General features: G+C 73.1%; 16 protein-coding genes. 3 read left to right on the forward strand and 13 right to left on the reverse strand.

All coding sequences use genetic code 11. The annotated features are described in order from the left end of the window. Positions 1 to 93: 93 nt before the first annotated feature. From ACH4K4_RS36100 to ACH4K4_RS36150, 11 genes are all read right to left on the reverse strand, one after another. Positions 94 to 1,392, reverse strand: a complete 1,299-nt coding sequence (locus ACH4K4_RS36100) for a sensor histidine kinase (protein ID WP_398173662.1) — start codon at positions 1,390 to 1,392, stop codon at positions 94 to 96. Next, complete coding sequence (gene cseB, locus ACH4K4_RS36105) at positions 1,389 to 2,171, reverse strand: two-component system response regulator CseB (RefSeq protein ID WP_398173664.1); 783 nt, start codon at positions 2,169 to 2,171, stop codon at positions 1,389 to 1,391. The genes ACH4K4_RS36100 and cseB overlap by 4 nt, the downstream gene beginning before the upstream one ends. Before the next feature lie 693 nt (positions 2,172 to 2,864). Continuing rightward, entirely contained in the window at positions 2,865 to 3,122 is a 258-nt protein-coding gene (locus tag ACH4K4_RS36110) for a DUF4190 domain-containing protein (RefSeq protein WP_398173666.1), read from the reverse strand. Next, on the reverse strand, positions 3,119 to 3,277 hold the full coding sequence (locus ACH4K4_RS36115) for a hypothetical protein (RefSeq protein WP_398173668.1): 159 nt from the start codon (positions 3,275 to 3,277) through the stop codon (positions 3,119 to 3,121). Before ACH4K4_RS36115 ends, ACH4K4_RS36110 begins: the two co-directional genes overlap by 4 nt. Positions 3,278 to 3,337: 60 nt before the next feature. Continuing rightward, positions 3,338 to 4,996 (reverse strand): MFS transporter, encoded by a 1,659-nt coding sequence (locus ACH4K4_RS36120; protein ID WP_398173670.1) that lies wholly within the window; start codon positions 4,994 to 4,996, stop codon positions 3,338 to 3,340. A gap of 284 nt (positions 4,997 to 5,280) precedes the next feature. Beyond that, positions 5,281 to 6,339, reverse strand: a complete 1,059-nt coding sequence (locus tag ACH4K4_RS36125; protein ID WP_398173672.1) for a carboxymuconolactone decarboxylase family protein — start codon at positions 6,337 to 6,339, stop codon at positions 5,281 to 5,283. Positions 6,340 to 6,372: 33 nt separating this feature from the next. Beyond that, positions 6,373 to 8,034: an FAD-dependent oxidoreductase gene (locus ACH4K4_RS36130; protein ID WP_398173674.1), complete on the reverse strand. Its 1,662-nt coding sequence runs from the start codon at positions 8,032 to 8,034 to the stop codon at positions 6,373 to 6,375. Further along, positions 8,031 to 8,600, reverse strand: coding sequence for a DUF5987 family protein (locus ACH4K4_RS36135; RefSeq protein WP_398173676.1), 570 nt, complete (start codon positions 8,598 to 8,600; stop codon positions 8,031 to 8,033). The genes ACH4K4_RS36130 and ACH4K4_RS36135 overlap by 4 nt, the downstream gene beginning before the upstream one ends. Before the next feature lie 312 nt (positions 8,601 to 8,912). Further along, positions 8,913 to 10,181, reverse strand: coding sequence for a cytochrome P450 (locus ACH4K4_RS36140; protein ID WP_398173700.1), 1,269 nt, complete (start codon positions 10,179 to 10,181; stop codon positions 8,913 to 8,915). A gap of 95 nt (positions 10,182 to 10,276) precedes the next feature. Then, the gene (locus ACH4K4_RS36145) at positions 10,277 to 11,257 is read right to left on the reverse strand and encodes a DUF1702 family protein (RefSeq protein WP_398173678.1); all 981 of its coding nucleotides are present in this window, start codon (positions 11,255 to 11,257) and stop codon (positions 10,277 to 10,279) included. 65 nt (positions 11,258 to 11,322) lie between these two features. Then, a complete protein-coding gene (locus ACH4K4_RS36150; RefSeq protein ID WP_398173680.1) occupies positions 11,323 to 12,339 on the reverse strand; it encodes a DUF1702 family protein in 1,017 nt (338 codons plus the stop codon). Positions 12,340 to 12,516: 177 nt separating this feature from the next. On the opposite strand from ACH4K4_RS36150, the gene ACH4K4_RS36155 reads away from it, so the two are divergent. Then, a complete protein-coding gene (locus ACH4K4_RS36155) occupies positions 12,517 to 13,323 on the forward strand; it encodes a TIGR03084 family metal-binding protein (RefSeq protein WP_398173682.1) in 807 nt (268 codons plus the stop codon). Positions 13,324 to 13,697: 374 nt separating this feature from the next. Here the strand turns inward: ACH4K4_RS36155 and ACH4K4_RS36160 are convergent, their stop codons facing one another. Both ACH4K4_RS36160 and ACH4K4_RS36165 read right to left on the reverse strand, forming a co-directional pair. Next, positions 13,698 to 15,080, reverse strand: coding sequence for an FAD-binding oxidoreductase (locus ACH4K4_RS36160; RefSeq protein ID WP_398173684.1), 1,383 nt, complete (start codon positions 15,078 to 15,080; stop codon positions 13,698 to 13,700). Next, the gene (locus ACH4K4_RS36165) at positions 15,077 to 16,321 is read right to left on the reverse strand and encodes an acyl-CoA dehydrogenase family protein (protein WP_398173686.1); all 1,245 of its coding nucleotides are present in this window, start codon (positions 16,319 to 16,321) and stop codon (positions 15,077 to 15,079) included. Before ACH4K4_RS36165 ends, ACH4K4_RS36160 begins: the two co-directional genes overlap by 4 nt. A 201-nt stretch (positions 16,322 to 16,522) precedes the next feature. Between ACH4K4_RS36165 and ACH4K4_RS36170 the strand changes: the two genes are divergently transcribed. After that, a complete protein-coding gene (locus ACH4K4_RS36170; protein WP_398173688.1) occupies positions 16,523 to 17,860 on the forward strand; it encodes a condensation domain-containing protein in 1,338 nt (445 codons plus the stop codon). A 223-nt stretch (positions 17,861 to 18,083) separates the two neighbouring features. Continuing rightward, complete coding sequence (locus ACH4K4_RS36175) at positions 18,084 to 19,253, forward strand: LLM class flavin-dependent oxidoreductase (RefSeq protein ID WP_398173690.1); 1,170 nt, start codon at positions 18,084 to 18,086, stop codon at positions 19,251 to 19,253. The last annotated feature ends 88 nt before the right edge of the window (positions 19,254 to 19,341 follow it).

A 19,341-nucleotide genomic window follows, 5' to 3' on the forward strand; every position in this document is an offset into this window, starting at 1 on the left:
CGAGGGAACGTATCGGGGTCTGAGCCGCCGCGTATCGACGGCCGCGCCGCTTCGTAGCACTTCTGTAGCAGCGGATCCGTGGGCGGCGGGCCGTCATGCCGACGCGGCGGTTCCACCGGAGCCGGGCGGACGGGGCGGCAGGCGCAGGGTGGCGACGGCGCCGCCGTCCGGGGCGTTTTCCAGGTGCAGCCCGGCATCGAGCAGCCGGGCCTGGCCCAGGGCGATGGTCAGGCCCAGGCCGTGGCCCGTGCCGCGCTCCGTCGCACCCGTCTGGAACCGGCGGGGACCGTGGCGCAGCAGGTCCGCCGGGAAGCCGGGGCCGTGGTCGCGCACGACGACCGTACGGCCCTCGACGGTGACCTCCACCGGGAGCCCTCCGTGCCGGTGCGCGTTGATGACGAGGTTGCCGACGATCCGCTCCAGGCGGCGCGGGTCGGTCTCCACGGTCCGGTCGGCTTCCGCCTCGGCGACGGTGACCTCGGTGCGCAGACCGGTGCGTGCCACGGCCTCGGAGACGACGGCGCCGAGCGGCACCCGGGCGCGGACCGGCTGCTCGGCCCCGGCGTCCAGCCGGGAGATCTCCAGCAGGTCCTCGACCAGGCCGCGCAGATCCCGCACCCTGGCCCGCAGCAGGTCCTCCGTCTCACCGGCCGGCAGCAGGTCGGCGGTGGCCAGCAGACCGCCGACGGGGGTACGCAGCTCATGGGCCACGTCCGCGGTGAACTGCCGCTCGGCGCGCAGCAGCTGGCCGAGACTGTCGGCCATCCGGTCGACGGTGGCGGCGATCTCGGCCACCTCGTCGCGGCCCTTGGTGGCGCCGGTACGGGCGTCCAGGTCCCCGGCGGAGATCCGGCCCGCGGTCTCGGAGACCCGCCGCAGCCTGCGGGCGAGCAACCCGGCCCCGTAGACCACCAGCGGCACGGCCGCCGCGAGCGCGACCAGCGAGGCCACCGCCATGGTCACATCGAGTTGGCGCAGATTGTGGAGCTCCGAGCTCATGTTGACCCGGACGGCCAGCACCTGGTTGTCCGGACCGTCGACCCGCTGGGCGCCCCAGACGCTCGGGCCCACATTCCCCTCGACGCGCCCGTCGTAGGCCGTGTGCCGATTGCTGTCGGCCGGGTGCCGCAGTGCGGCGGGAAGGTCGGCCGGATCGAGCTCGGCACCGTCGGTGAGGGTTCCGGTGCGCCGGTAGACGTCCATGGCCGAGGGCAGGGCGTTGAAGGCTCGCATTTCGGCCCGGTCACGGATGTCCCGCGCGGTCCACACGTGCATGAGCACGCCCACAGCCGCCGCGACCAGGCAAGCCGTGGCCGCGGCCAGCGCGGCGATCTTCCAGCGCAGGGAAGCGCGGGCCGGACGCAGCCGGTGGAACGGACGCACCGGCCTCAACGCCTGAGCTTGTAGCCGAAGCCGCGGACCGTCTCGATCCGGTCCCGGCCCAGCTTCCGGCGCAGCCGCTGCACACACAGGTCCACCACCCGGCTGTCACCGTCCCAGCCGTACTCCCACACATCCCGCAGCAGGGTGTGCCGCTCAAGGACGATTCCCGGGTGGGCGGCGAACTCCAGGAGCAGCTTCAGCTCGGTCGGGGTCAGTGCCACCGGGCTTCCCGAGACGGACACCTCCAGGCCGCCGGTGTCGATGGTCAGGTCCCCGAAGACCAGCACCTCTTCCTCAGCCGGTGGCAGCTCGTCGCCCCCGGCCCGACCGGGTTCCGGTGCGGGTGGTGCGTAGGTCGCCCGCCGCAGCAGTGAGCGGATGCGCGCCACCAGCACGTACGTGTCCACCGGCTTGACCACATAGTCGTCCGCTCCGGCCTCCAGACCGGCGACGACATCGAGCCCGTCCCCGCGCGCGGACATCATCAGCACCGGAACCAGGCTGGTCTCCCGGACTCTGCGGCACAAACCGATCCCGTCCAGACCGGGCAGCATCACGTCCAGAATCAGCAGGTCGAAGCTCTCCTCGCGGAAGAGCTCAAGGCCCGAGAGACCGTCGGCCGCGGCTGCCACCTCGTAGCCGTAGCGCTCCAAGGCGACGGTGAAGGACCGGCGCATCAAGTCGTCGTCCTCCACCAGCAACACGCGGACAGGGCGCGAAAAGGCCGGAGCCGGGGCGGACGAGGTCACGGGCGGATCACTCCTGCTCAGACGATTCAGGTGAGGCATCGGTCCCGTACGCACTGAACGCGCGATCGGCGACCTGAAAGGAACGATAAGGCAGACACCGGGCCCGGCAACCGCGTCACACAGCGGACCCGCATCGCACCCTCACCACCCCTTCCACCCGTTAAACCTCCAGGCCAGATGGGGTGGAACGGCTCCGGCCCGTGCCGGGTCCACGGCGTGTCGGCTGCGGCCTCTCTTCGCCGCGGCCAGGCTCACCGACCGATTCGATGGGCAATGAAGCGCTCACTGATACCCGCCCGATACAAATCCCGAGTTCAGTCCGTGACGACCTGCCGGCCGGGCGACGGACAGGCCGGGACGTCCGGCACCGAGACGTACGCCCCGGCGCCAGGATCACACTTACGTAAGTCCGGCTTGGCCGCGCCGCTCGTCAGTCACCAGGTGCACCGGTGCGGGATTGCGGAGGGGGCGGTGAAGGCCGTGCCCGCACCGCGCAAGCCTGGCGCGGGATGCATGCGGGTGTTCGAGCGGGCTCTGGCTGGTTCCGCCTGCGCAGTGGCGCCGCGCCGCGGGAGGAGTCGTACGTCGGCGTAGGGAGCCTGTGACGATCGCGTGTCGTCGACGAAGGCCACCCGTGCGGTCGTGTCGTCGGTGTCGGCGGGACGCTGTCTGTCTGTCGGTGCCCGCGCCCCGTCCGGCGCGGGGTGTCCGTGCCGGACAGGTGAAGGCTGGTCAGAGATTGATGTGCCAGCTCAGGGTGTGGTCCAGGGAGCCGATGGTGGCCAGGACGAGGAGGTCGGTGAGGCCGAGGGTGAGGCCCAGAGTGGCCAGGAGCGGGCGGTGGGTGCGGCGGGTCAGTGACAGGGAGGCGAGCGTGACGGCGCAGGGGCCCAGGAGGAGGTTGAACACCAGGAGGCCGGTCACGCCCAGGATGAAGGACGCGGCGGCCGCGTCGTCGCCCCGGTGGCGGGTGGCAGGGTGTCCGGTCATCGCCGGGACCGCTTCGTCCGGTGTTCCCTGGTGGCGAAGGCGAGCAGGACCGTGCTGATCGCGGCTCCGGCGGCGAGCGCGGCGGGGACGGAGAGGTGCGCGACGGTGCCGATCAGGATGCCGGAGAACAGGATGAACAGGTCGAGCAGGAGCATGCGCGCGTCCTTTCCCGGTGGGCGGGTGCGGCGTGGGAGGAGCGTGAGCTGCCGGGCCGGTCAGCGTGGGGCGGCCGGGGAGTTGGTGTCCTCGGCCAGGAGAGTGTCGCTGATGTCCTCCAGGTCGCGGTTCTTCGTCTCGGGAGCGAGCCGGACGAGGGCGAGTGCCGCGGCGAGCAGGGGCACCGCCCCGATCAGGGCCGTTGAGGCGATGGAGGGTACGGTCGCGGCGGCGACCGTGAGCGCAAGGATCAGTACGCCTCCCACCTTCGTCATCCCGGCCGCCAGGCCCGCGCCGCGCGAGCGCACCACCGTCGGGTAGACCTCCGCCGCGTACCCCATGACGGCGGCGGCCACCGAGCTGATCCCGGACAACGGGACGACCAGCAAAAGGGACAGCAGCAGCTCACGGTGGGCCAGGGCGTCACCGGCGATCACGAATCCGAACAGCGTCACGCCCGTGAGGCCGCTGAGGGTGATGAGCGTCCGGCGGCTGCCGAGCGTTCCGTACATCCAGGCGGTCAGGACGGTGAGGGGCAGGCCGAGGAGCGCCGCGTTGCGCACCACGTACGCCGAGTTGACGCCCGACAAGCCCATCCGCTCAAGGTTGGTGGGCACCCATTGCTGGAACCCGTAGGTCGTCAGGCCGACCCCGATGCCGAGCAGGGTGATGGCCAGTGTCGGCCCGGCGAGGCCACGGCGCAGCAGGGTGCGGAAACCGTGCGGGGCGTCCGAGGCGGAGGCGGTGCGCGGGGCGTTCTTCTCGCGGACCACCGCGGCTCCGTAACGGGCCATCACCGCCTCCGCCTCCGCCAGCCGTCCCCGCGCCAGGAGGTAGCGCGGCGACTCCGGTATCCAGCGGTTCAGCGCGAGGAACACCAGGCCGGTGGGGAGGCCGATCAGCCAGAGGATCCGCCAGCTGAACGTCGGTGTGAGTTCCGCGGCGAGCCAGCTGGTGATGACGTACGCCCCGGCGATGTCACCCCCGACCAGCACCATCAGCCAGCCGCGGTGGCGGGCCGGGATGGTCTCCGCCAGCAGGGTGAAGGTGATGGGCAGCATGCCGCCGGCCCCCATGCCCATCACCAGGCACATGACGATGTTCCAGGTGAAGCTCGGCATGGTGCCGCAGATGGAGGTCGTCACGAACAGCATTCCGGCGAATAGGATCGACGCCCGCCGTCCGATGCGGTCGCCGAGCCAGCCCCACATCCACGATCCCAGTACCGTTCCGGTGATCCCGGAGAGGGGCAGCCAGGCGACGCTGATGCTCCCGTCGGGATGGGTGGGGGAGCGCAGCCCGTACTCCTCTGCCGCGCCGGAGGCGACGAACGCCAGCGAGGTGGGCTTCATGACGTCGATGGTCACCGCGACGGCCATGACGATCAGCAGCAGGACGTGCGGGGTGCGGATCGGCGCATCGTCCAGGGCCCGGATGCGGATGCCGTCGGCAGCTCTCCGGATCTGCCGGCTGCCTCGGGGGAGCAGTCCGTAGAGCGTCACGACCAGGCCGACGCCGATCAGTGCCATCCCGAAGATCATCGCGGGGTCGGGGCGCATTCCGGCGAGGTGGTAGTGCATGTGCCGGGCGCCGAAGTACATCGGGAGGTGGAGGACGACGCCCGCGGTGCAGATCGCCGTGCCGAGCCAGAAGGCGACCGGGCGCTGGAAGCCGCGGGGCGCGTCGGCGCGGGTGGCGGTGGGGAGATGAGGGGACATGGCAGCCTTCCGTCTCGCGGGCCGGGGGAGGAACCGAGGGGGAGTCGGCGCGGTCACGACATCGTGGGCGTGCGCGCTCGCCGGAGTCTTCTCGCAACGTGCTCGACCGTCCGATGCCGGTCCGGGTGCGGTAGTACGCCGGACCGGCGGTGCCCCCGGCCGCCGGGCCGCGGAACCGGTGGTGGTCCACCGTGCCGGGCGGGCCGCGGCAGGGCGGCGGAGGCGGCCGAGGACGGTCAGGGCACCGGTCGGCTACCGGCGCGCGCGTGGGCCGGGTGCCGTCGTCACAGGCCGGGGGAGGGGGCCGCGGCATGGTCCGCGGGCGGCGCGAGTCCGGACCCGGCCCGGCGTGCGGCGGCGAACGCGGCCCAGGCGACCAGGGCGACGAGCTCACGGTCCCCGTACCCGGCCCGGCGCAGCGGGGCCACCGTACGCTCGTCCACCCGGTACGACGCGAGGGCCGTGAGGAGGGCCAGGCGGCCGGCGGGCCGGTCTTCCGGGGGCAGGCAGGCCAGAGCTTCGTCGAGCCAGGTGAGGCCGAGGCCCGTGGGCGCGCCGTCCCAGCGGTCGACGTGGTCGTGCACCAGGCCGCGGACCGGCTCGGGGACGGCACCGTCGGCCGCTGCCCCGATCGCGGCGGCCGCACGGGCGAACGCTCCGGCCACGGTGGGGGTCGGGGCCGCCCAGGCGAGGTCCTCGGGGAGCGCGGCCGCGGGCAGCAGGTCCAGGGAGCGCCCGGGCTCGTGGTGGCGGCCGGCCCGTGCGCGCAGGAGTCGGCCCAGTACCAGGCGGCTCGCCCGCCGGGCCGATTCCGGTGCCGAGGACGGGACCGGCGGCTCTCCGAGGAAGACGTTGACGACGCGGTTGAGGTAGTGGAAGGTGACCGCCACGCCGACGGCTTCCGGTGAATGGGCGGAAGGGACCGGGACGCCCCAGGGCGGGGCTGGGCCGACCGCCCGGACGGCGGGTCCGCCCGGCCCGGTGGGTGAGCTGCCGTTTCCGGCGCCTCCGGCCAGCAGCCCGTGGAGCGTCGCGCCGTGCACCTCGGAGCAGTACGGGCAGTGGTTGGCCTCCGAGACGGCTGTGGCGACGGCCTCCTTGTCCGCGCGCGCCATGCGTCCGGTGGCGACCAGCGTCTCACGGAGCAACATCCAGGCGGCGGCCAGCAGGCGGGGGTCGGGCGAGTGGAGGGCGACGGGGGGCGCGAGGAGCCCGAAATCGCGCTCCGCCGCGTCGTACACCGCGGCCACCAGCCCGTCCGCGGACGCGGGCAGAACGGGGGACACGTGACGCACTCGCGACAGGGAGGTGCGCAGGGCTCGGCGCACGAGCACGTTCGTCATCGGTCGGTCTCCTTGCCGACGGGCGCAACGGGCCTAGCCACGCGTCAGATAGGGGAGCTGGCGGCGGGTGCCGCGGTGTGCCGAGCCGTCACCGTCCGGCGTCGGCGCACCGTAGGTGACGGTCACGCCACGCTCCCGGGCCGCCGCGACGATACCGGGGACCGCGCGCTCGGCGAGGGCGGAGATGGTGAGCGCGGGGTTCACGGTGAGCGCGCCGGGGACGGCCGAGCCGTCGGTGACGAAGATCCCCGGGTGGCCGCGGAGTTCATGGCGGTCGTCCAGCGCCGAGGTGTGCGGGTCGTCACCGATGCGGCAGGAGGCGAGGGGGTGGACTGTGTAGGCACCGACGACGTCGTTGGTCCACGGCATCACGCGGGAGAGGCCGTCGCGCTCCAGGATGTCCTTGACCACCGCGTCCGACTCCGCCCAGCCCCGCAGGGTGTTGGCGCTGGGCCGGTACTGGATGGGGCCGTGGCCGAGCATCTGCTGGGAGATGCGCGTGGCGTTGCCGGTGGGCGGCGGCGGCCCGAAGACGCCCTCGTTGTCGTCCTCGACCATCGTGAAGATCGTCAGCCAGGAGCGCCACCGGCTGACGAGGTCCTTCTTCTCGGCGCCGAACCAGCTGGGGCCCGGCACGCCGGGAACCTGGGCGAGAATGGTGCCGAAACCGGGCGGGAAGTACAACTGCTCCAGCGAGAAGCGCGAGTGCTCCGGAAGGCTCGCGTCGAGGTTGTCCCAGCTGGCGACGACGGGGCCCTTGCCGATCTGGTTGGCGAGGTACGCGATGCCGTCCCCGCGGTCCAGGCCGAGCAGGTCCCGGGCCTTGTCCTCGTCGACGACCGCGGTGTTGAGGCGTTCGCCGTTACCGGAGAAGTAGCGGCCGACGGCGTGCGGCATGGTGCCGAGGCCGGCCGCCGAGCGCTGCAGGATCACCGGTGTCGCTCCGGCACCCGCGGCCATGACCACGATCTTGGCGTCGATGGTGCCACTGCCGGTGTGCACGCGGTAGTCGGTCTCGTCGATGGTGGTGTAGTGGACACGGTAGCCGCCGTCTTCGGTACGGGTGAGCTTCTGCACCTCGTGCAGCGGGCGGATCTCGGCGCCGTACGCGCGGGCGGCCGGCAGGTAGTTCAGGAGCAGTGACCGCTTGGCGTCGAAGCGGCAGCCGGCCATCATCCAGTTGCAGTTGGTGCACTTGGTGTTGTCGACGGCGGTGGGGACGGGGTTGGCGGTACGGCCGGCGTGGTCGCAGGCCGCGGCGAACAGGCCGCCGGCGTAGCTGACGTCATCCCAGTCCTGGGTGGTGACGGGCAGGGCGTCGCTGACCACGTCGTACCACGGGTCCAGGGAGTCCCGGTCGACGGCGGCGGGCCACATGCGGCGGCCGATCGAGCCGGTGCGCTCGAAGACGAACCGCGGGGCGCGGGGCATGGCGGCGAAGTAGACCACGCTGCCGCCGCCGACGCAGTTGCCGCCGAGCAGGCTCATGCCGTCGCCGACGACGAAGTCGAAGATCCGGGTGTAGGAGGAGCCGAGGAGGAAGTCGTGCTCGAAGTCCCGCGACTCCAGCCAGGGGCCGCGCTCCAGGATCGTCACCTTCGCCCCGCCCGCGGCGAGGTGGTAGGCGGCGATCGCGCCGCCGAATCCGCTGCCCACGACGAGGACGTCGGTGCGCTCGCTGGTCGAGGTGTTCATGCCAGGCTCCCGGAGGGTGCGGTGTCGGGGTGGACGCGGGCGAGGGGCCGGCCATAGGAGAAGGCGGGGAACCTCCACAGGCCGTCGCTGTCCGGGTCGGCGAAGCCCATGGCCTGGAGCCCCGGGTGCCCGGCTTCGAGCGCGTCGGTGGTGTGCAGGTGGGCCCCGGTGTCGAAGGCCATGTTGCTGAACAGGGCCAGCAGCACCCACAGGTCCCGTTCCGGGTGCCCGGGGGCGACGAGCGCGGTGACGAGCGCGGTGCGGTCGTCGAACGAGAGGGCGACGAACGGGGGCACGGTGGGGTCGAGGGACAGGGCGTGCCGGGCGGCATGGGCCTCGGCGTGCTCGTCGAGCAGGCGGGCGTACTCGTCGAGGGAGTCGGCGATCCCCGTGGCGGGAGTTTCGAGAAGCGCGACGGCACCGGCCGCGACGGCACCGGGTCCGGAGGCGGCACCGGCGACGGCGCGTTCGTCGGGGAAGCGCCGTTCGCCCGGGACGATGGTGTCGGCGAACGCTTCGAGGGTGAGAGACCGGTTCGCGGTGCTGTCCGGCCGGGGGGCTCTCATGGCTGCCCTGCCTTTCACGTCGAGGACTGGACTGGTCATGCGTGGACATCGGTGGTCGCCGGCCCGCGGTCGCGTGACGCCGGCCGGCCCGCCTTCCGTCACGCGCATCGGCTGCGTGAGCGGGAATGGGCCCGAGAATCACATAAATCATCCGGCCCCGGGCGGAGTTGAGCATCTCCGGTGTTGCCGCCGTCGGCCCACGGACGGGCGTACGGATTCGGGACGTGCGCCCGGCACATCGAGTGACGCGTTTCCGGGAAGCCTGGCCGCGCGCCGACGCACACGGCGGGAGCCGTACACGACGCTCCCGCGTCACCGCACGCGGTGCACCGTCACCGGCAGCCCGCCGCGGATGCCGAGCGAGAGCTTCGGCTCCGGCCGCACCTGGTACCCCGGCAGCTTGTCCAGACGCAACTCGCGGCAGAGCAGCGCCACGGTGAACACCGCCTCCATCATGCCGAGACTGCTCCCCACGCACACCCGGGGCCCGGCGCCGAAGGGGAGATGGGCGTAGCGCGGGCGGCCGGCCCGGTGCTCGGGCGCGAACCGCTCCGGCAGAAACTGCTCCGGCGCCTCCCAGAACCCCGGATGGCGGTGCAGGGTGTACGGGCAGATCAGCACGTCGGCCCCGGCCGGAACCCGGTGACCACAGACCTCGTCGTCCGCCAGCGCCTGCCTCGGCAGGATCCACACCGGCGGGTACAGCCGCATCGCCTCCTCGACGGTCAGCGCGGTGAACCGCAGCCGCACGAGGTCCCCGTACTCCGGCAGCCGGTGCTCGCCGAGCACGTCCAGGGCCTCGCCGCGCAACCGCTCCCGTACCTCCGGGTGCCGGTCGATCAGGTAGCAGGCCCAGCCCAGCGTCGAGGCGGTGGTCTCGTGCCCGGCCAGCAGCAGGGTGATCAGTTCGTCCCGCAGCCGCCGTTGCCTGGTCCGCGGGTGGGTCTCCTCGCGCACCGACGCGATCAGCCGGGACAGCGCGTCGTCGCCTTCCGCGATCCCGCCGCGCGCGGTACGGTCCCGCGCCAGTCGCGCGACGACCTGCTGCAGGCGGGCCCGGGCCCGCCGGAACCGGAGCTGTCCGGGGAGCGGGACCCATGTCGGCACCGCACTCATCGTGACCATCTCGAACATGGCCTGGTCCTGCACCACTTCGAAGGCGTGACCGAGGTCCGAGAACGCCCCGAGGTCACTGTCGAGCAGCGAGCGGCCGAGTACGCCGAGCGTCAGGCCGGTCAGCTCCCGCGTCAGGTTCACGGGACCCCGGCCCGCGTGCGCGCGCAGCCGGGCGACCAGCCCGGCCGCCTCCTCGGCCACCACGGGAGCCTGGCGGGCGATCCGGCCGTGGTGGAACGCGGGTTGCACCACCTTCCGCTGACGCCGCCACAGCTCGCCCTCACTGGTCAGCAGGCCGTCGCCGAGGGCGCGCTTGGCCTGGATCAGGCCGATGCCCTTGCGGTAGTTGGCGGCGTTGTCGGTGAGGACGTGCTTGGCGTGATCGGGGTGGTTGAAAACGTACATCGTCTTGGGCCCGAGCGGGATCCGCACCGCGTCGCCGTATCCGGCAGCGGCCCTCATCATCGCGAGCCGGTCTCCGGCCAGCTGCCGCAGCAGTGAGGGTAGGGCGCGCAGCGGCGGGGAAGCGTAGCCGCCCGGTGCCGTACGGGGCGTCACGGTCACCGGGGCCCCGTCCCGATGCCGGTGATCCGTTCGGCGACGGTGCCCCGCCACTCCTCGTACGCCGGCGACGGCCCCGTCGCCGCTGCGTCCGGGCGGGCCTCCCGCGTGACGGCGGCGGCCTCTTCGGGCCCCATTCCGCAGAACACCCGGGTGGCCAGAGCGGTGTGCGGCACGTCCAGGCCGGCCCGCAGCCGCGCTTCCGCGGCGAAGGCGCTGCCCTGGGCGAGGGCACCGCGGTGCTCGCCGGCCCGGTCCCGCAGAACCGTCAGCTCGGCGCTGTCGCACCCGCCCGCGTAGGTCGCGGCGAGCCCCGCGCCGCCGTAGAGGTCGCCATGGCGGGACGCGGGGAACTTCTCGATGGTGGTGGCGACCAGGTCGGGGTCGGTCCCGCAGACGAACCACAGTGCGCGGCCGATGCCCTGGTCGATGGCGTTGCCGGTGTAGTCCGGGTGGTCGTGCGCGGGCCAGGGGAAGCGGGGGTCGCGGTACTGCCGGCGCACGTAGCGTTCGGTGCGGAAGTACGCCTGGTGGAAGCCGTACCCGTCCAGCACCAGCCAGCGCAGCAGCGGGTCCAGGCCGTCCACGTCGGCCCACAGGCGGCGTGGCAGCCGGCCCATGGACCAGCCGATACCGACGTAGATCATGTACTGGTGGGCGGCGCCCCGCCCGGCGAGCAGCCGGTCCACGTGGCCGCGGCCCAGGCCGGGCAGGGCGTCGCGCATCGCTGCGCCCATGCCCGCGCCCTCGTAGGCGAAGCCGCGGAACCGCTCCGGAACCGCTTCCAGGCCGCGTTCGGCCTCGTCGACGGTGCTCGCGGCGACGGCGTGCCCGTACCCTTCCAGGAAGCGTGCCCCGATGGTCTCCAGCAGCCGCTGGGCGTCGGGCGACTTGCGGTGGAAGCCGCGGGTCTCCAGCAGGGTCTGTGTGACGCTCGGCGTCAGCAGCCTGCGTCGCAGTCGGCCCAGTGCGCTCGGCATGTGCGTCCCCAATCTCCGTGGTCGTCCCCGGGTCTCTCCGGAATCCGTCGGTCGTCGGTGCGGGCTCACGGGCTCTCGGCCCGCTGGTCCGCCGGGCCGGCAGCGCCCGGCGTGAGGCGGGCGCGGATCGCGCGCCGCCAGTGCTCGTAGGCGGGGACCGGACCGGCGACGGGGCCCCGGACCGCGCACGAGTCGGCGAGGGCGACCGCGTCCGTCACCGAGAGCCCCGTCAAGGCCCGGGACGCGACGGCGGTGTGCGGCGGCACGAAGCCGGCCAGGTCGCGGGCGCGGACAGCGAAGACGGCCCCCTGGCCCACCTCCGCCCGGTGCTCCCCGGCGATACGTAGCAGCGTCTCGAACGTGTCGGCCCCACAGCCGCCCGCGAAGGCCGCGGCGAGCCCGACCCCGCTCCACAGGTCCGGCCGCCGCTGCGCGGCGAAGGCGCGGACGGCGGCGTCGATCCGCTCGGGGCGGGCGCCGTGGATGAACCACAGCGCGCGGCCGATGCCCTGGTCGACGGCGCGCGGGAAGTAGCCGGGCGCGCCCAGCCACGGGTACGCGGGCGGAACCCGCTGCTCGTCGACCCAGCGCCGGGTGTGGAAGTAGGCGAGGTCGAATCCGTACCCGTCCACCGCCAGCCAGCTCATGACGGGGTGCCAGGGCTGGCCGGGCAGGTCGGGGAGCACCTTTTTCCACAGCGCCCTCGGCAGCCGGGCCATGGCGAAGCCCATGCCGATGTAGGCGAGCAGCACGTGGGGCCGGCCGGGGCCCTGGAGGAGTTCGCGGGTACGGCTGCCGTGGCCCGGCCGGGCTGTGTCCAGCACCGTGCACGCCATGGTGGCGCCCTCATAGGCGAAGCCGCGCTGCTCGGCGTCGACCAGCTCCAGACGGTGCGTCAGTTCGGGTAGGCCGCCGGCCTCCATGGCCCACTCGAAACCGCAGACGACGGCGCGGGGTACGGCCTGCAGGGCGTCGGCGGGACTGTCCGCGGGCAGCGGCGGGAAACCGCGCCGAGCGAAGGAGACCTCGTCGAGAGGCGGCGCGAACAGCGTCCGGCGCAGCGATCGCAGGGCCCTCGCCATGTGTCCTCCCCTGTGTGTCGGTGGCTGGTTCATCGTGCGGCGGCGCGCCGGGGCCCGCTTCTTTCCGGTTGCGCAGCGGGTTCTGATGCGCCGGAGGACAGCATGGCGGGAGAAGTGGCAGGCGGGGCGGGCCAGCAGACTGACGGAAGGAAGTGCACCCGACCGGAAGGAAGTGCCATGGGACCGCAACGCGACGTGTTCGACGACCTGGTCCTGGAAGGGGCGTGGGTCGACGGGCTCGTGGACGGGCTGGACGACTCCGAGTGGGAGGCCGGGACCCCGGCCCCCGGATGGACCGTCGCGCACCAGATCGCGCACCTGACGATGGTCTTCTCGCTGGCGGAGAAGGCCGCGGCGGCACCGCGGGCGTTCGGGGCCGTCATCGGCGGCCTGAAGGGCTCTTTCGACGAAGCCGTCCAGGCGGGCCTGCTGCCGTACCTGGGCAACGGCAACGCGAAGCTGCTCGACCAGTGGCGCGCGCAGCGCGCGGCGACGGAACGGGCGCTGTCCGCCCTGCCGCCCGAACAGATCGTCCCCTGGCTGGTACGGCCGATCCCGGCCGGCGTCCTCGCCGCGGCCGGGATGATGGAGCTGTTCGCCCACGGCCAGGACATCGCCGACGCCCGCGGTACGGCACCGGAACGGACGGACCGGATCCGGCACGTCGCCGGTTTCGTGGCACTGACCTGGGACTTCGGATACCGGTCGCGGGAGCTGCCGGTGCCGGGGCGGGGCCTGCGGTTCGAGGTGACCGGACCATCCGGAGCCGAGTGGGTGTTCGGAGACCTGGAGGCGGACGAGTGCGTCTCGGGGCCCGCGGTCGACCTGTGCCTGCTGGCCACGCGCCGCCGCCACCGCGACGACCTCGCGCTCAGCGCGTCGGGCCCGGTGGCGGACCAGTGGCTGGACATCGCACAGGCGTACCGCGGATCAGCGGGACCGGGCCGCAAGCCCGGCCAGTTCGCGCGGCGCGCACGCGGCTGAGCGGGGTTCCGGCGTTCGCATGGGGTGCCCGCGACGGGGTCCCGTCCGGTGGACGGGACTTCGCGGGCATCCCCGCGGCTTCGCGCGGCAGTGGTCCGGTGCGGGGCGCGGGGGAGGCGCTACGGGCCCGGGGCGAGGACGGTGACGGGTGGGCTGGGCGGGGACGGTCCAGCGGCCAGGGCTTCGGGGCGGAGGCCGCGAGGTACGTGATCCTTTTCGACGCAGCGCCGACGCTGGGGCTGGCGGGGGTGTGTCTGTCCAACGCCACGCCGATGCCGGGGCCTGCGCGGGAAGTTGCCCGGCACGCGCCTTGACCCGCCGGTCCGTGCGGACCGGCGGGCCCGGCCCGTGCCCTCGGAAGCGATCCCCGGCCGTCAGCGCGCCGAGGTGCCGCGCATGACATCGTGCCGGAACACGCCGTCCGGGTCGACGCGCGCCCGGATCCGGTCCAGCTCGTGGATCTCCGACGGCTCCAGGTGGCCCTGCGGCTGTTCCGCGGTCTCGACGAAGGTGGGCGCCGTGCGCCCGGTGTCCCAGGGGCGGAGCGCGGTGCGGACTCGGCGGAGGTGCGCGGCGACGGCGTTCCGTGCCGCGGGGCTGTCCGCGATTCCCGCGCCGATGTAGGCGAACGACGCGTCCAGGTGGTCGAGCACGCCGCCGTGCGGGTCCGGCCGGCCCAAGGCGGCGCCCAGCTGCCGGAGTTCGGCGCTCACCAGTGGTGAGGCGGAGCCCGTTCCCACGACGTGAAGGAACGTTTCGGCCCCGGTGGCCCCCGGATCCGCCAGCAGCAGGTGGTCACCGTGCACCGGTACGGGATCGACCGGGTCCATGTGCACGGCGGGCACCGCCTCCGGCGTGCTGTCCGTCCAGGTATCCAGGAGGGGGCCCGCGACGGCGCGCAGCGGATCGAGCAGTCCGGCGGCGACACGGTGGGCGCGGCCGAGGTCGTCGTCCGGCGCGATGACCACCCCGTCCACTCCGAGTACGGGCCCTTCGGTGAGCGACGGGGGAATGCCCGGCACGGGCGGCAGGTTCATGACGCGCAGTGAGGTCGTCGCCTCCGGCGGGGCGGTCCGGCACCAGCGGAGCCAGGCGTCGAGGAGCTGCCCGGCGCACTCGGCGGGCCAGAATGCCGTCCCGGCCACGACGCGGCGGACCGGCAGCAGCTCGACCTCCACGGACGTCACGACCCCGAAGCCACCGCCACCCCCGCGCAGGGCCCAGAGCAGCTCCGGGTCGGAGTCCGGGCCGGCATGCCGGAGCCGCCCGTCCGCGGTGACCAGTTCGATGGCGCGGACCCGGTTGGAGGCGAGGCCGGTGGACCGCCCGTAGAAGCTCACCCCGCCGCGCAGCAGGTAACCCACCGCGCCCACGGTCGGTGACGAGCCGTGCGCGACCGCGAGCCCGTGGGCGGCCGCCTCCGCCACGACCGCTGACCACGGCGTGCCGGCGGGTATGCGGGCGGTACGCCGGAGAGCATCGACCTCGACGCGGCCGAGCGGGGCCACCCGGAGGAGGAGCGCGCCCGCCATGGAGCCCGCCGACCCCGCCGCGTGCCCCGTGGTGTGGACACGCGGGCGCAGTCCCTCGGCCTCGGCACGGCCCAGGGCGAGCCGGATGTCGTCCACCGACCGTACGACGACCGCCGCGTCCGGGCGGAGGGGGGCGGCCAGGTTGAACGCGCGTACCGCCGCCGCGTACGCGTCGCTCCCCGGGCGCGGGAGCGGGGGCGCGGCGCCACCCACCCCGCCCCTCACGACTGCCCCTCCGCGGGCGCCTTGACGAGGGCCCGTGCCAGTTCCCTGGGGGTCACGGCCGCCAGCAGGACACCGACCCCCGCGTGACTGTGGAGGGTGGACAGGTCGCGCCAGATCCGTTCGATGCGTTCCCCGTGCCGGACCGCGCTGGATCCGGCCGTCGGGAACAGCCGGCCCTCGACCGCGCTCCAGCACAGCCGGATGGCCTCCCGGCAGATGGCCGCGATGGCCAGGTCCCGGGCCCGGGTGAAGTCGGCGGGCGGCCGGGCGCACAGCCCGCTCCACTGCTGTACGGCGTTCAGCACCGCCGCCTCGGCGGTCGCGACCATCCCCGCCGCCTCGCCGTACCAGAGCTGGTGGTCCGGGTCGTCGGCGCGGCGCACCGAGGGCATCAGCATGACCGGGCGCGTCCGCATCAGGTCCGCGTAGGCGTCCAGGGCCCCGCGGGCCATGCCCACGGCCAGCGCGGCGACTTCGAGCAGCATGAAACTGAACTGCGCGCCCCCGTACTCGGGATCGTCGTGCAGGTACCGGCCGGGTGCCGAGGACGCGTCCGCCTCGCTCATGTGGGTACCGGGCAGGGTGAAACGGTCCGGGATACGGGCGTCGCGCAGGGTGATGCCGTGCGATCCGCTGCCTCGCAGGCCGAGCTGCTGCCCCCAGTCGTCGAGCCGGCGCCACCGGTCACGCGGGGCGATGAACAGCATCGGGGCCTGGCCGCCGTCCTGGTCCGGCACCATGACATGGGCCATGAAGTGGGTGGCGTACGGCGAACCGGAGCAGTACCGCCACGTTCCGCTGATCCTCCAGTGCCCGTCGTCGAGGCGCTCCGCCGAGCCGCCGGGCGTGATGGTGGCCGGGCAGGTGAAATCGCCGCCGGCGAATATCTCGGCCTGCGCCGCGGCGTCGAACAGGGAGGCGGCGGGCAGGGCGTGGGCCGCCCCGAGGCAGTACATCCATCCGGTGGACGGGCACGCGCGGGCCAGTTCCATCGTGACGCGGAGAAACGTCTCGACGCCGCATTGATATCCGCCGAACCTGCGCGGAACGAGAATGCGGTAGAAACCGGCGCGGAGGAATTCCTCGTGGATGTCCGGCGCGTAGAACGTGCGTCGCTCGGTGTCCGCCTGCCGTTCGACCAGCTTCGGCGCGAGAGCCCTGGCCCGGGCGACGAGGACGTCCGGGCCGACACCCGGTTCCGGCGGTGACGGGGTGGTGCCGACGGCTGATTCCGTGTCCATGGGCGGCTCCTTCGGGGCTCGTGGCGAACGGTCGGAACCAGCCTCCCGAGGGCCCGCTCACGGGGGCATCTCGCGCCTTGCGGTTGCCGCCCGGAAAGTCGGCACGGTGGAAGTACCGGTCGGCCGGCGGCCTCGCTAGCGTCACCCGGCGGCTGAGTTTTCCAGGAATGGGGACCGCGGACGGTCCCGGGGAGGATGCTCGTGAAGGTCCCGCTCTCCTTCAATCAGGAATTCATCTGCGGTTTCGACCGCGGGGACCAGGAAGGGCCGTTCGGCCCGCGGTTCCACATCGTCCACGGCTGGCGCCTGCGCGGGGCGCTGGGCGGGGAGGCGCTCCGGGCGGCTCTGCTGGACGTCGTCACGCGCCACGAGGCCCTGCGCACCGTCATCGCCCGCGACGAGGACCCGCCGGGCCAGCAGGTGCTCGCGCCGTCACCGCCCGCCCTGGAGGAACGGCACCTGCCCGGGCTCGGGGCGGCCGAGCGCGCGCGGGCCGTGGAGGACCTGCTGATCGAGGTGGAGTCCGGCGCGGTCAGCGCCCGGCGGACACCGCTGCTGCGGGCGGTCCTGGCCCGGTTCGACGACGAGGACGCCCTGCTCGTACTGGCCGTCCACCACACGGCGGCGGACGGCTGGTCGGTGCGCATCGTCGTACGCGACCTCGCCGAGTGCTACGCGGCGCGCCGGGGACTCGGCGCGCCCCCGCGACCGGTGCGCCAGTACCGCGAGTTCGCCGCCCGGCAACGTGCGGACGCGACAGGGCCGGACGGCGCGTGCGCACTGGAGTTCTGGCGCGAGAACCTGCGCGGCGCGTCGGCCGTCTCGGTCCCCGTCGACCACCTCAAGTCCGCCGGGCTGCCGGAGTCCACCGCGATCCACCGGTTCGCCATCGGTGCCGACGTGGTGGAACCGGCGCTCGATCTGGCGAGGGCCCACCACTGCACCCCGTTCATGGTGTTCATGGCGGCCTTCAAGCTGTTCCTGTGCCGGCGGGAGGGCATCACCGACCTCGTCGTCCCGACGTTCTCGCCCGGGCGCGCGGACGAGGACTTCCACGGCACGGTCGGCCTGTTCTTCAACTACCTTCCGGTGCGCACCGATCTGGCCGGTTGCGACAGCTTCCGGGACGTCGTGGAGCGGGTCCGGCGGAGCTGCCTGGCGGCGTACGCGCACGACACCCCGTTCATGCGGGTGGCCGGGGTGGCCGACGGCCTCATGGACCGGACGCTGGAGGACGGGCGCGCGGCGTGGGTGTTCCAGGTCTTCCCGTTCCCGCACCTGCTGGACGGCGAGGAGGTGGGCGGCGTCGAGTTCTCCGAGGTGCGCCGGCGGCTGCGGTCGCAGCCCCTCGGGTCGGACGTGCCCAACGGGGCGCTGTGGACGCTGAACCTCGATCCGGCCGGAGACGTGGTGGCGGCCGTCCAGTACAACAGCAACCTCTTCGACGAGAGCACCATCGCCGACGCGGCCCGGGACTACACGCGGATCCTGCGGGAGGCGGTCGGGAACCCGGACGCCCCGCAGGTGCGGCCGAGTTGAGGCACGCCCGGCAGTACGGCGCCCGGACGCGCGACGACGGTCCGGGCGCGGAGCGTCGTCCCGTCCGTGCGCCGGCGGCCACGGGGCAGCACCCCCCGCCCGTACGAGATGTTCCGTGGTCCGGCCCGGGCAACGCGGAAGATGAGTGAGCAGATTCCGCGCGCCTACATTACCCGTGAATACGGCGAAAACCATTTCCCGCGAATTGAGGAGTAACAGCGGCATGAGTGCGATTGGCGACGATCCGGGAATCGTCAAGTTCGTCTACTGGGACAACCTCACCTATGCCCCACCGGGCTCGCGCACAGCGGAGGAGTGGGACCCCGTACTCGGGGCCCGGCTCTACGAGAGCTATCTCGACCACTGTGCCGAGGCGGAACGGCTCGGTTACGCCGGCGTCAGCATGCCGGAGCACTTCGGCCCCTCGTCACCCTGCCCGCACCCGAGCATCATCCTGGCTGCGCTCGCCGCGCGGACGACCACGGCTCGTATCGTCTCGGGCGCGAACCTCCCCCTTCTGCACCACCCGATGGAACTCGCCGAGCAGCTCGCCATGGTCGACGTGCTCTCCGGCGGACGGCTGGAGGTGGGTCTCGGCCGCATCGGCGACCGTGCCGCGCAGGCCCACGCGATCGACCTCGTCGACGGCTGCCTCAATACGGTCGATCACCCGGTGGAGCGGGCCGACCTGACGACGTCGTCGGCGACCTTCCTACCGGACGTGGCGGTCGCCAAGGTCACGGTGTGGCCCCGGCCGGTGCAGAAGCGGGTGCCGCTGTGGGCCGCGGCGGGCTCGGACGAGTCGTTCGCCATCGCGGCACGCCGCGGTCTGGGAACCTTCACCGGGCTGAACATCAACCCGTCCGCCGGCGGGCTGACCACGGTCGGAGTCGAGGAGATGATTCCGCGCCTGCGGCGGTACATCGAGATCGGCCGGGAGAACGGACACGATCTGTCGATGGCCCACGTCATGGCGAGCTGTTTCACCGTGGTCGCGGACACCGACCGGGAAGCCGCCGAAATCGTGCGCAGCGGTTTCATCTCACATGTCGAATCGGCGGCGGGCCACCTCGCCCGGATGGCCGGCGCCGCGCCCGGCGAAAGCCCGCTGGATTCGCCCGAGGCGCAGGAACGCATGGGCATCACCGCGGTGCGCGAAGCGCCGGTTGACTTCTTCGTCAAGAATCCGTTCGCTCTCGTCGGATCGGCCGAGACGGTGCGGGAGAAGCTGGACGCGCTGCTGTCCGCCGGTCTGACGCGCTTCCTGCTGCTCTGCGGCGGTGTCGGCACGGCACACGACATCGCATGGCAGTCGGCGACGGCCATGGCCGAGGACGTGGCCCCCGAACTGTTCGCGGCCATGAAGCCCGGCCCAGGTCAGGTGGCCGCCTAGAGGTTGTCCCGTATGGGGTGTGAGTTATCCCGTGAGGGCCAGGTTGTGCAACCGGGCGATGCCGAGCATGGCCTGGTGAACTCCGTCG

Source organism: Streptomyces sp. NPDC017529 (assembly GCF_044329785.1).
Classification (GTDB): domain Bacteria; phylum Actinomycetota; class Actinomycetes; order Streptomycetales; family Streptomycetaceae; genus Streptomyces.

Coding starts and splice junctions, on each gene's coding strand:
- cseB (WP_398173664.1), bottom strand. CDS start 2,171: ATGCCTCACCTGAATCGTCTGAGCAGGAGTGATCCGCCCGTGACCTCG.
- ACH4K4_RS36110 (WP_398173666.1), bottom strand. CDS start 3,122: ATGACCGGACACCCTGCCACCCGCCACCGGGGCGACGACGCGGCCGCC.
- ACH4K4_RS36115 (WP_398173668.1), bottom strand. CDS start 3,277: ATGCTCCTGCTCGACCTGTTCATCCTGTTCTCCGGCATCCTGATCGGC.
- ACH4K4_RS36120 (WP_398173670.1), bottom strand. CDS start 4,996: ATGTCCCCTCATCTCCCCACCGCCACCCGCGCCGACGCGCCCCGCGGC.
- ACH4K4_RS36125 (WP_398173672.1), bottom strand. CDS start 6,339: ATGACGAACGTGCTCGTGCGCCGAGCCCTGCGCACCTCCCTGTCGCGA.
- ACH4K4_RS36130 (WP_398173674.1), bottom strand. CDS start 8,034: ATGAACACCTCGACCAGCGAGCGCACCGACGTCCTCGTCGTGGGCAGC.
- ACH4K4_RS36135 (WP_398173676.1), bottom strand. CDS start 8,600: ATGAGAGCCCCCCGGCCGGACAGCACCGCGAACCGGTCTCTCACCCTC.
- ACH4K4_RS36140 (WP_398173700.1), bottom strand. CDS start 10,181: ATGATGAGGGCCGCTGCCGGATACGGCGACGCGGTGCGGATCCCGCTC.
- ACH4K4_RS36145 (WP_398173678.1), bottom strand. CDS start 11,257: ATGCCGAGCGCACTGGGCCGACTGCGACGCAGGCTGCTGACGCCGAGC.
- ACH4K4_RS36150 (WP_398173680.1), bottom strand. CDS start 12,339: ATGGCGAGGGCCCTGCGATCGCTGCGCCGGACGCTGTTCGCGCCGCCT.
- ACH4K4_RS36155 (WP_398173682.1), top strand. CDS start 12,517: ATGGGACCGCAACGCGACGTGTTCGACGACCTGGTCCTGGAAGGGGCG.
- ACH4K4_RS36165 (WP_398173686.1), bottom strand. CDS start 16,321: ATGGACACGGAATCAGCCGTCGGCACCACCCCGTCACCGCCGGAACCG.
- ACH4K4_RS36175 (WP_398173690.1), top strand. CDS start 18,084: ATGAGTGCGATTGGCGACGATCCGGGAATCGTCAAGTTCGTCTACTGG.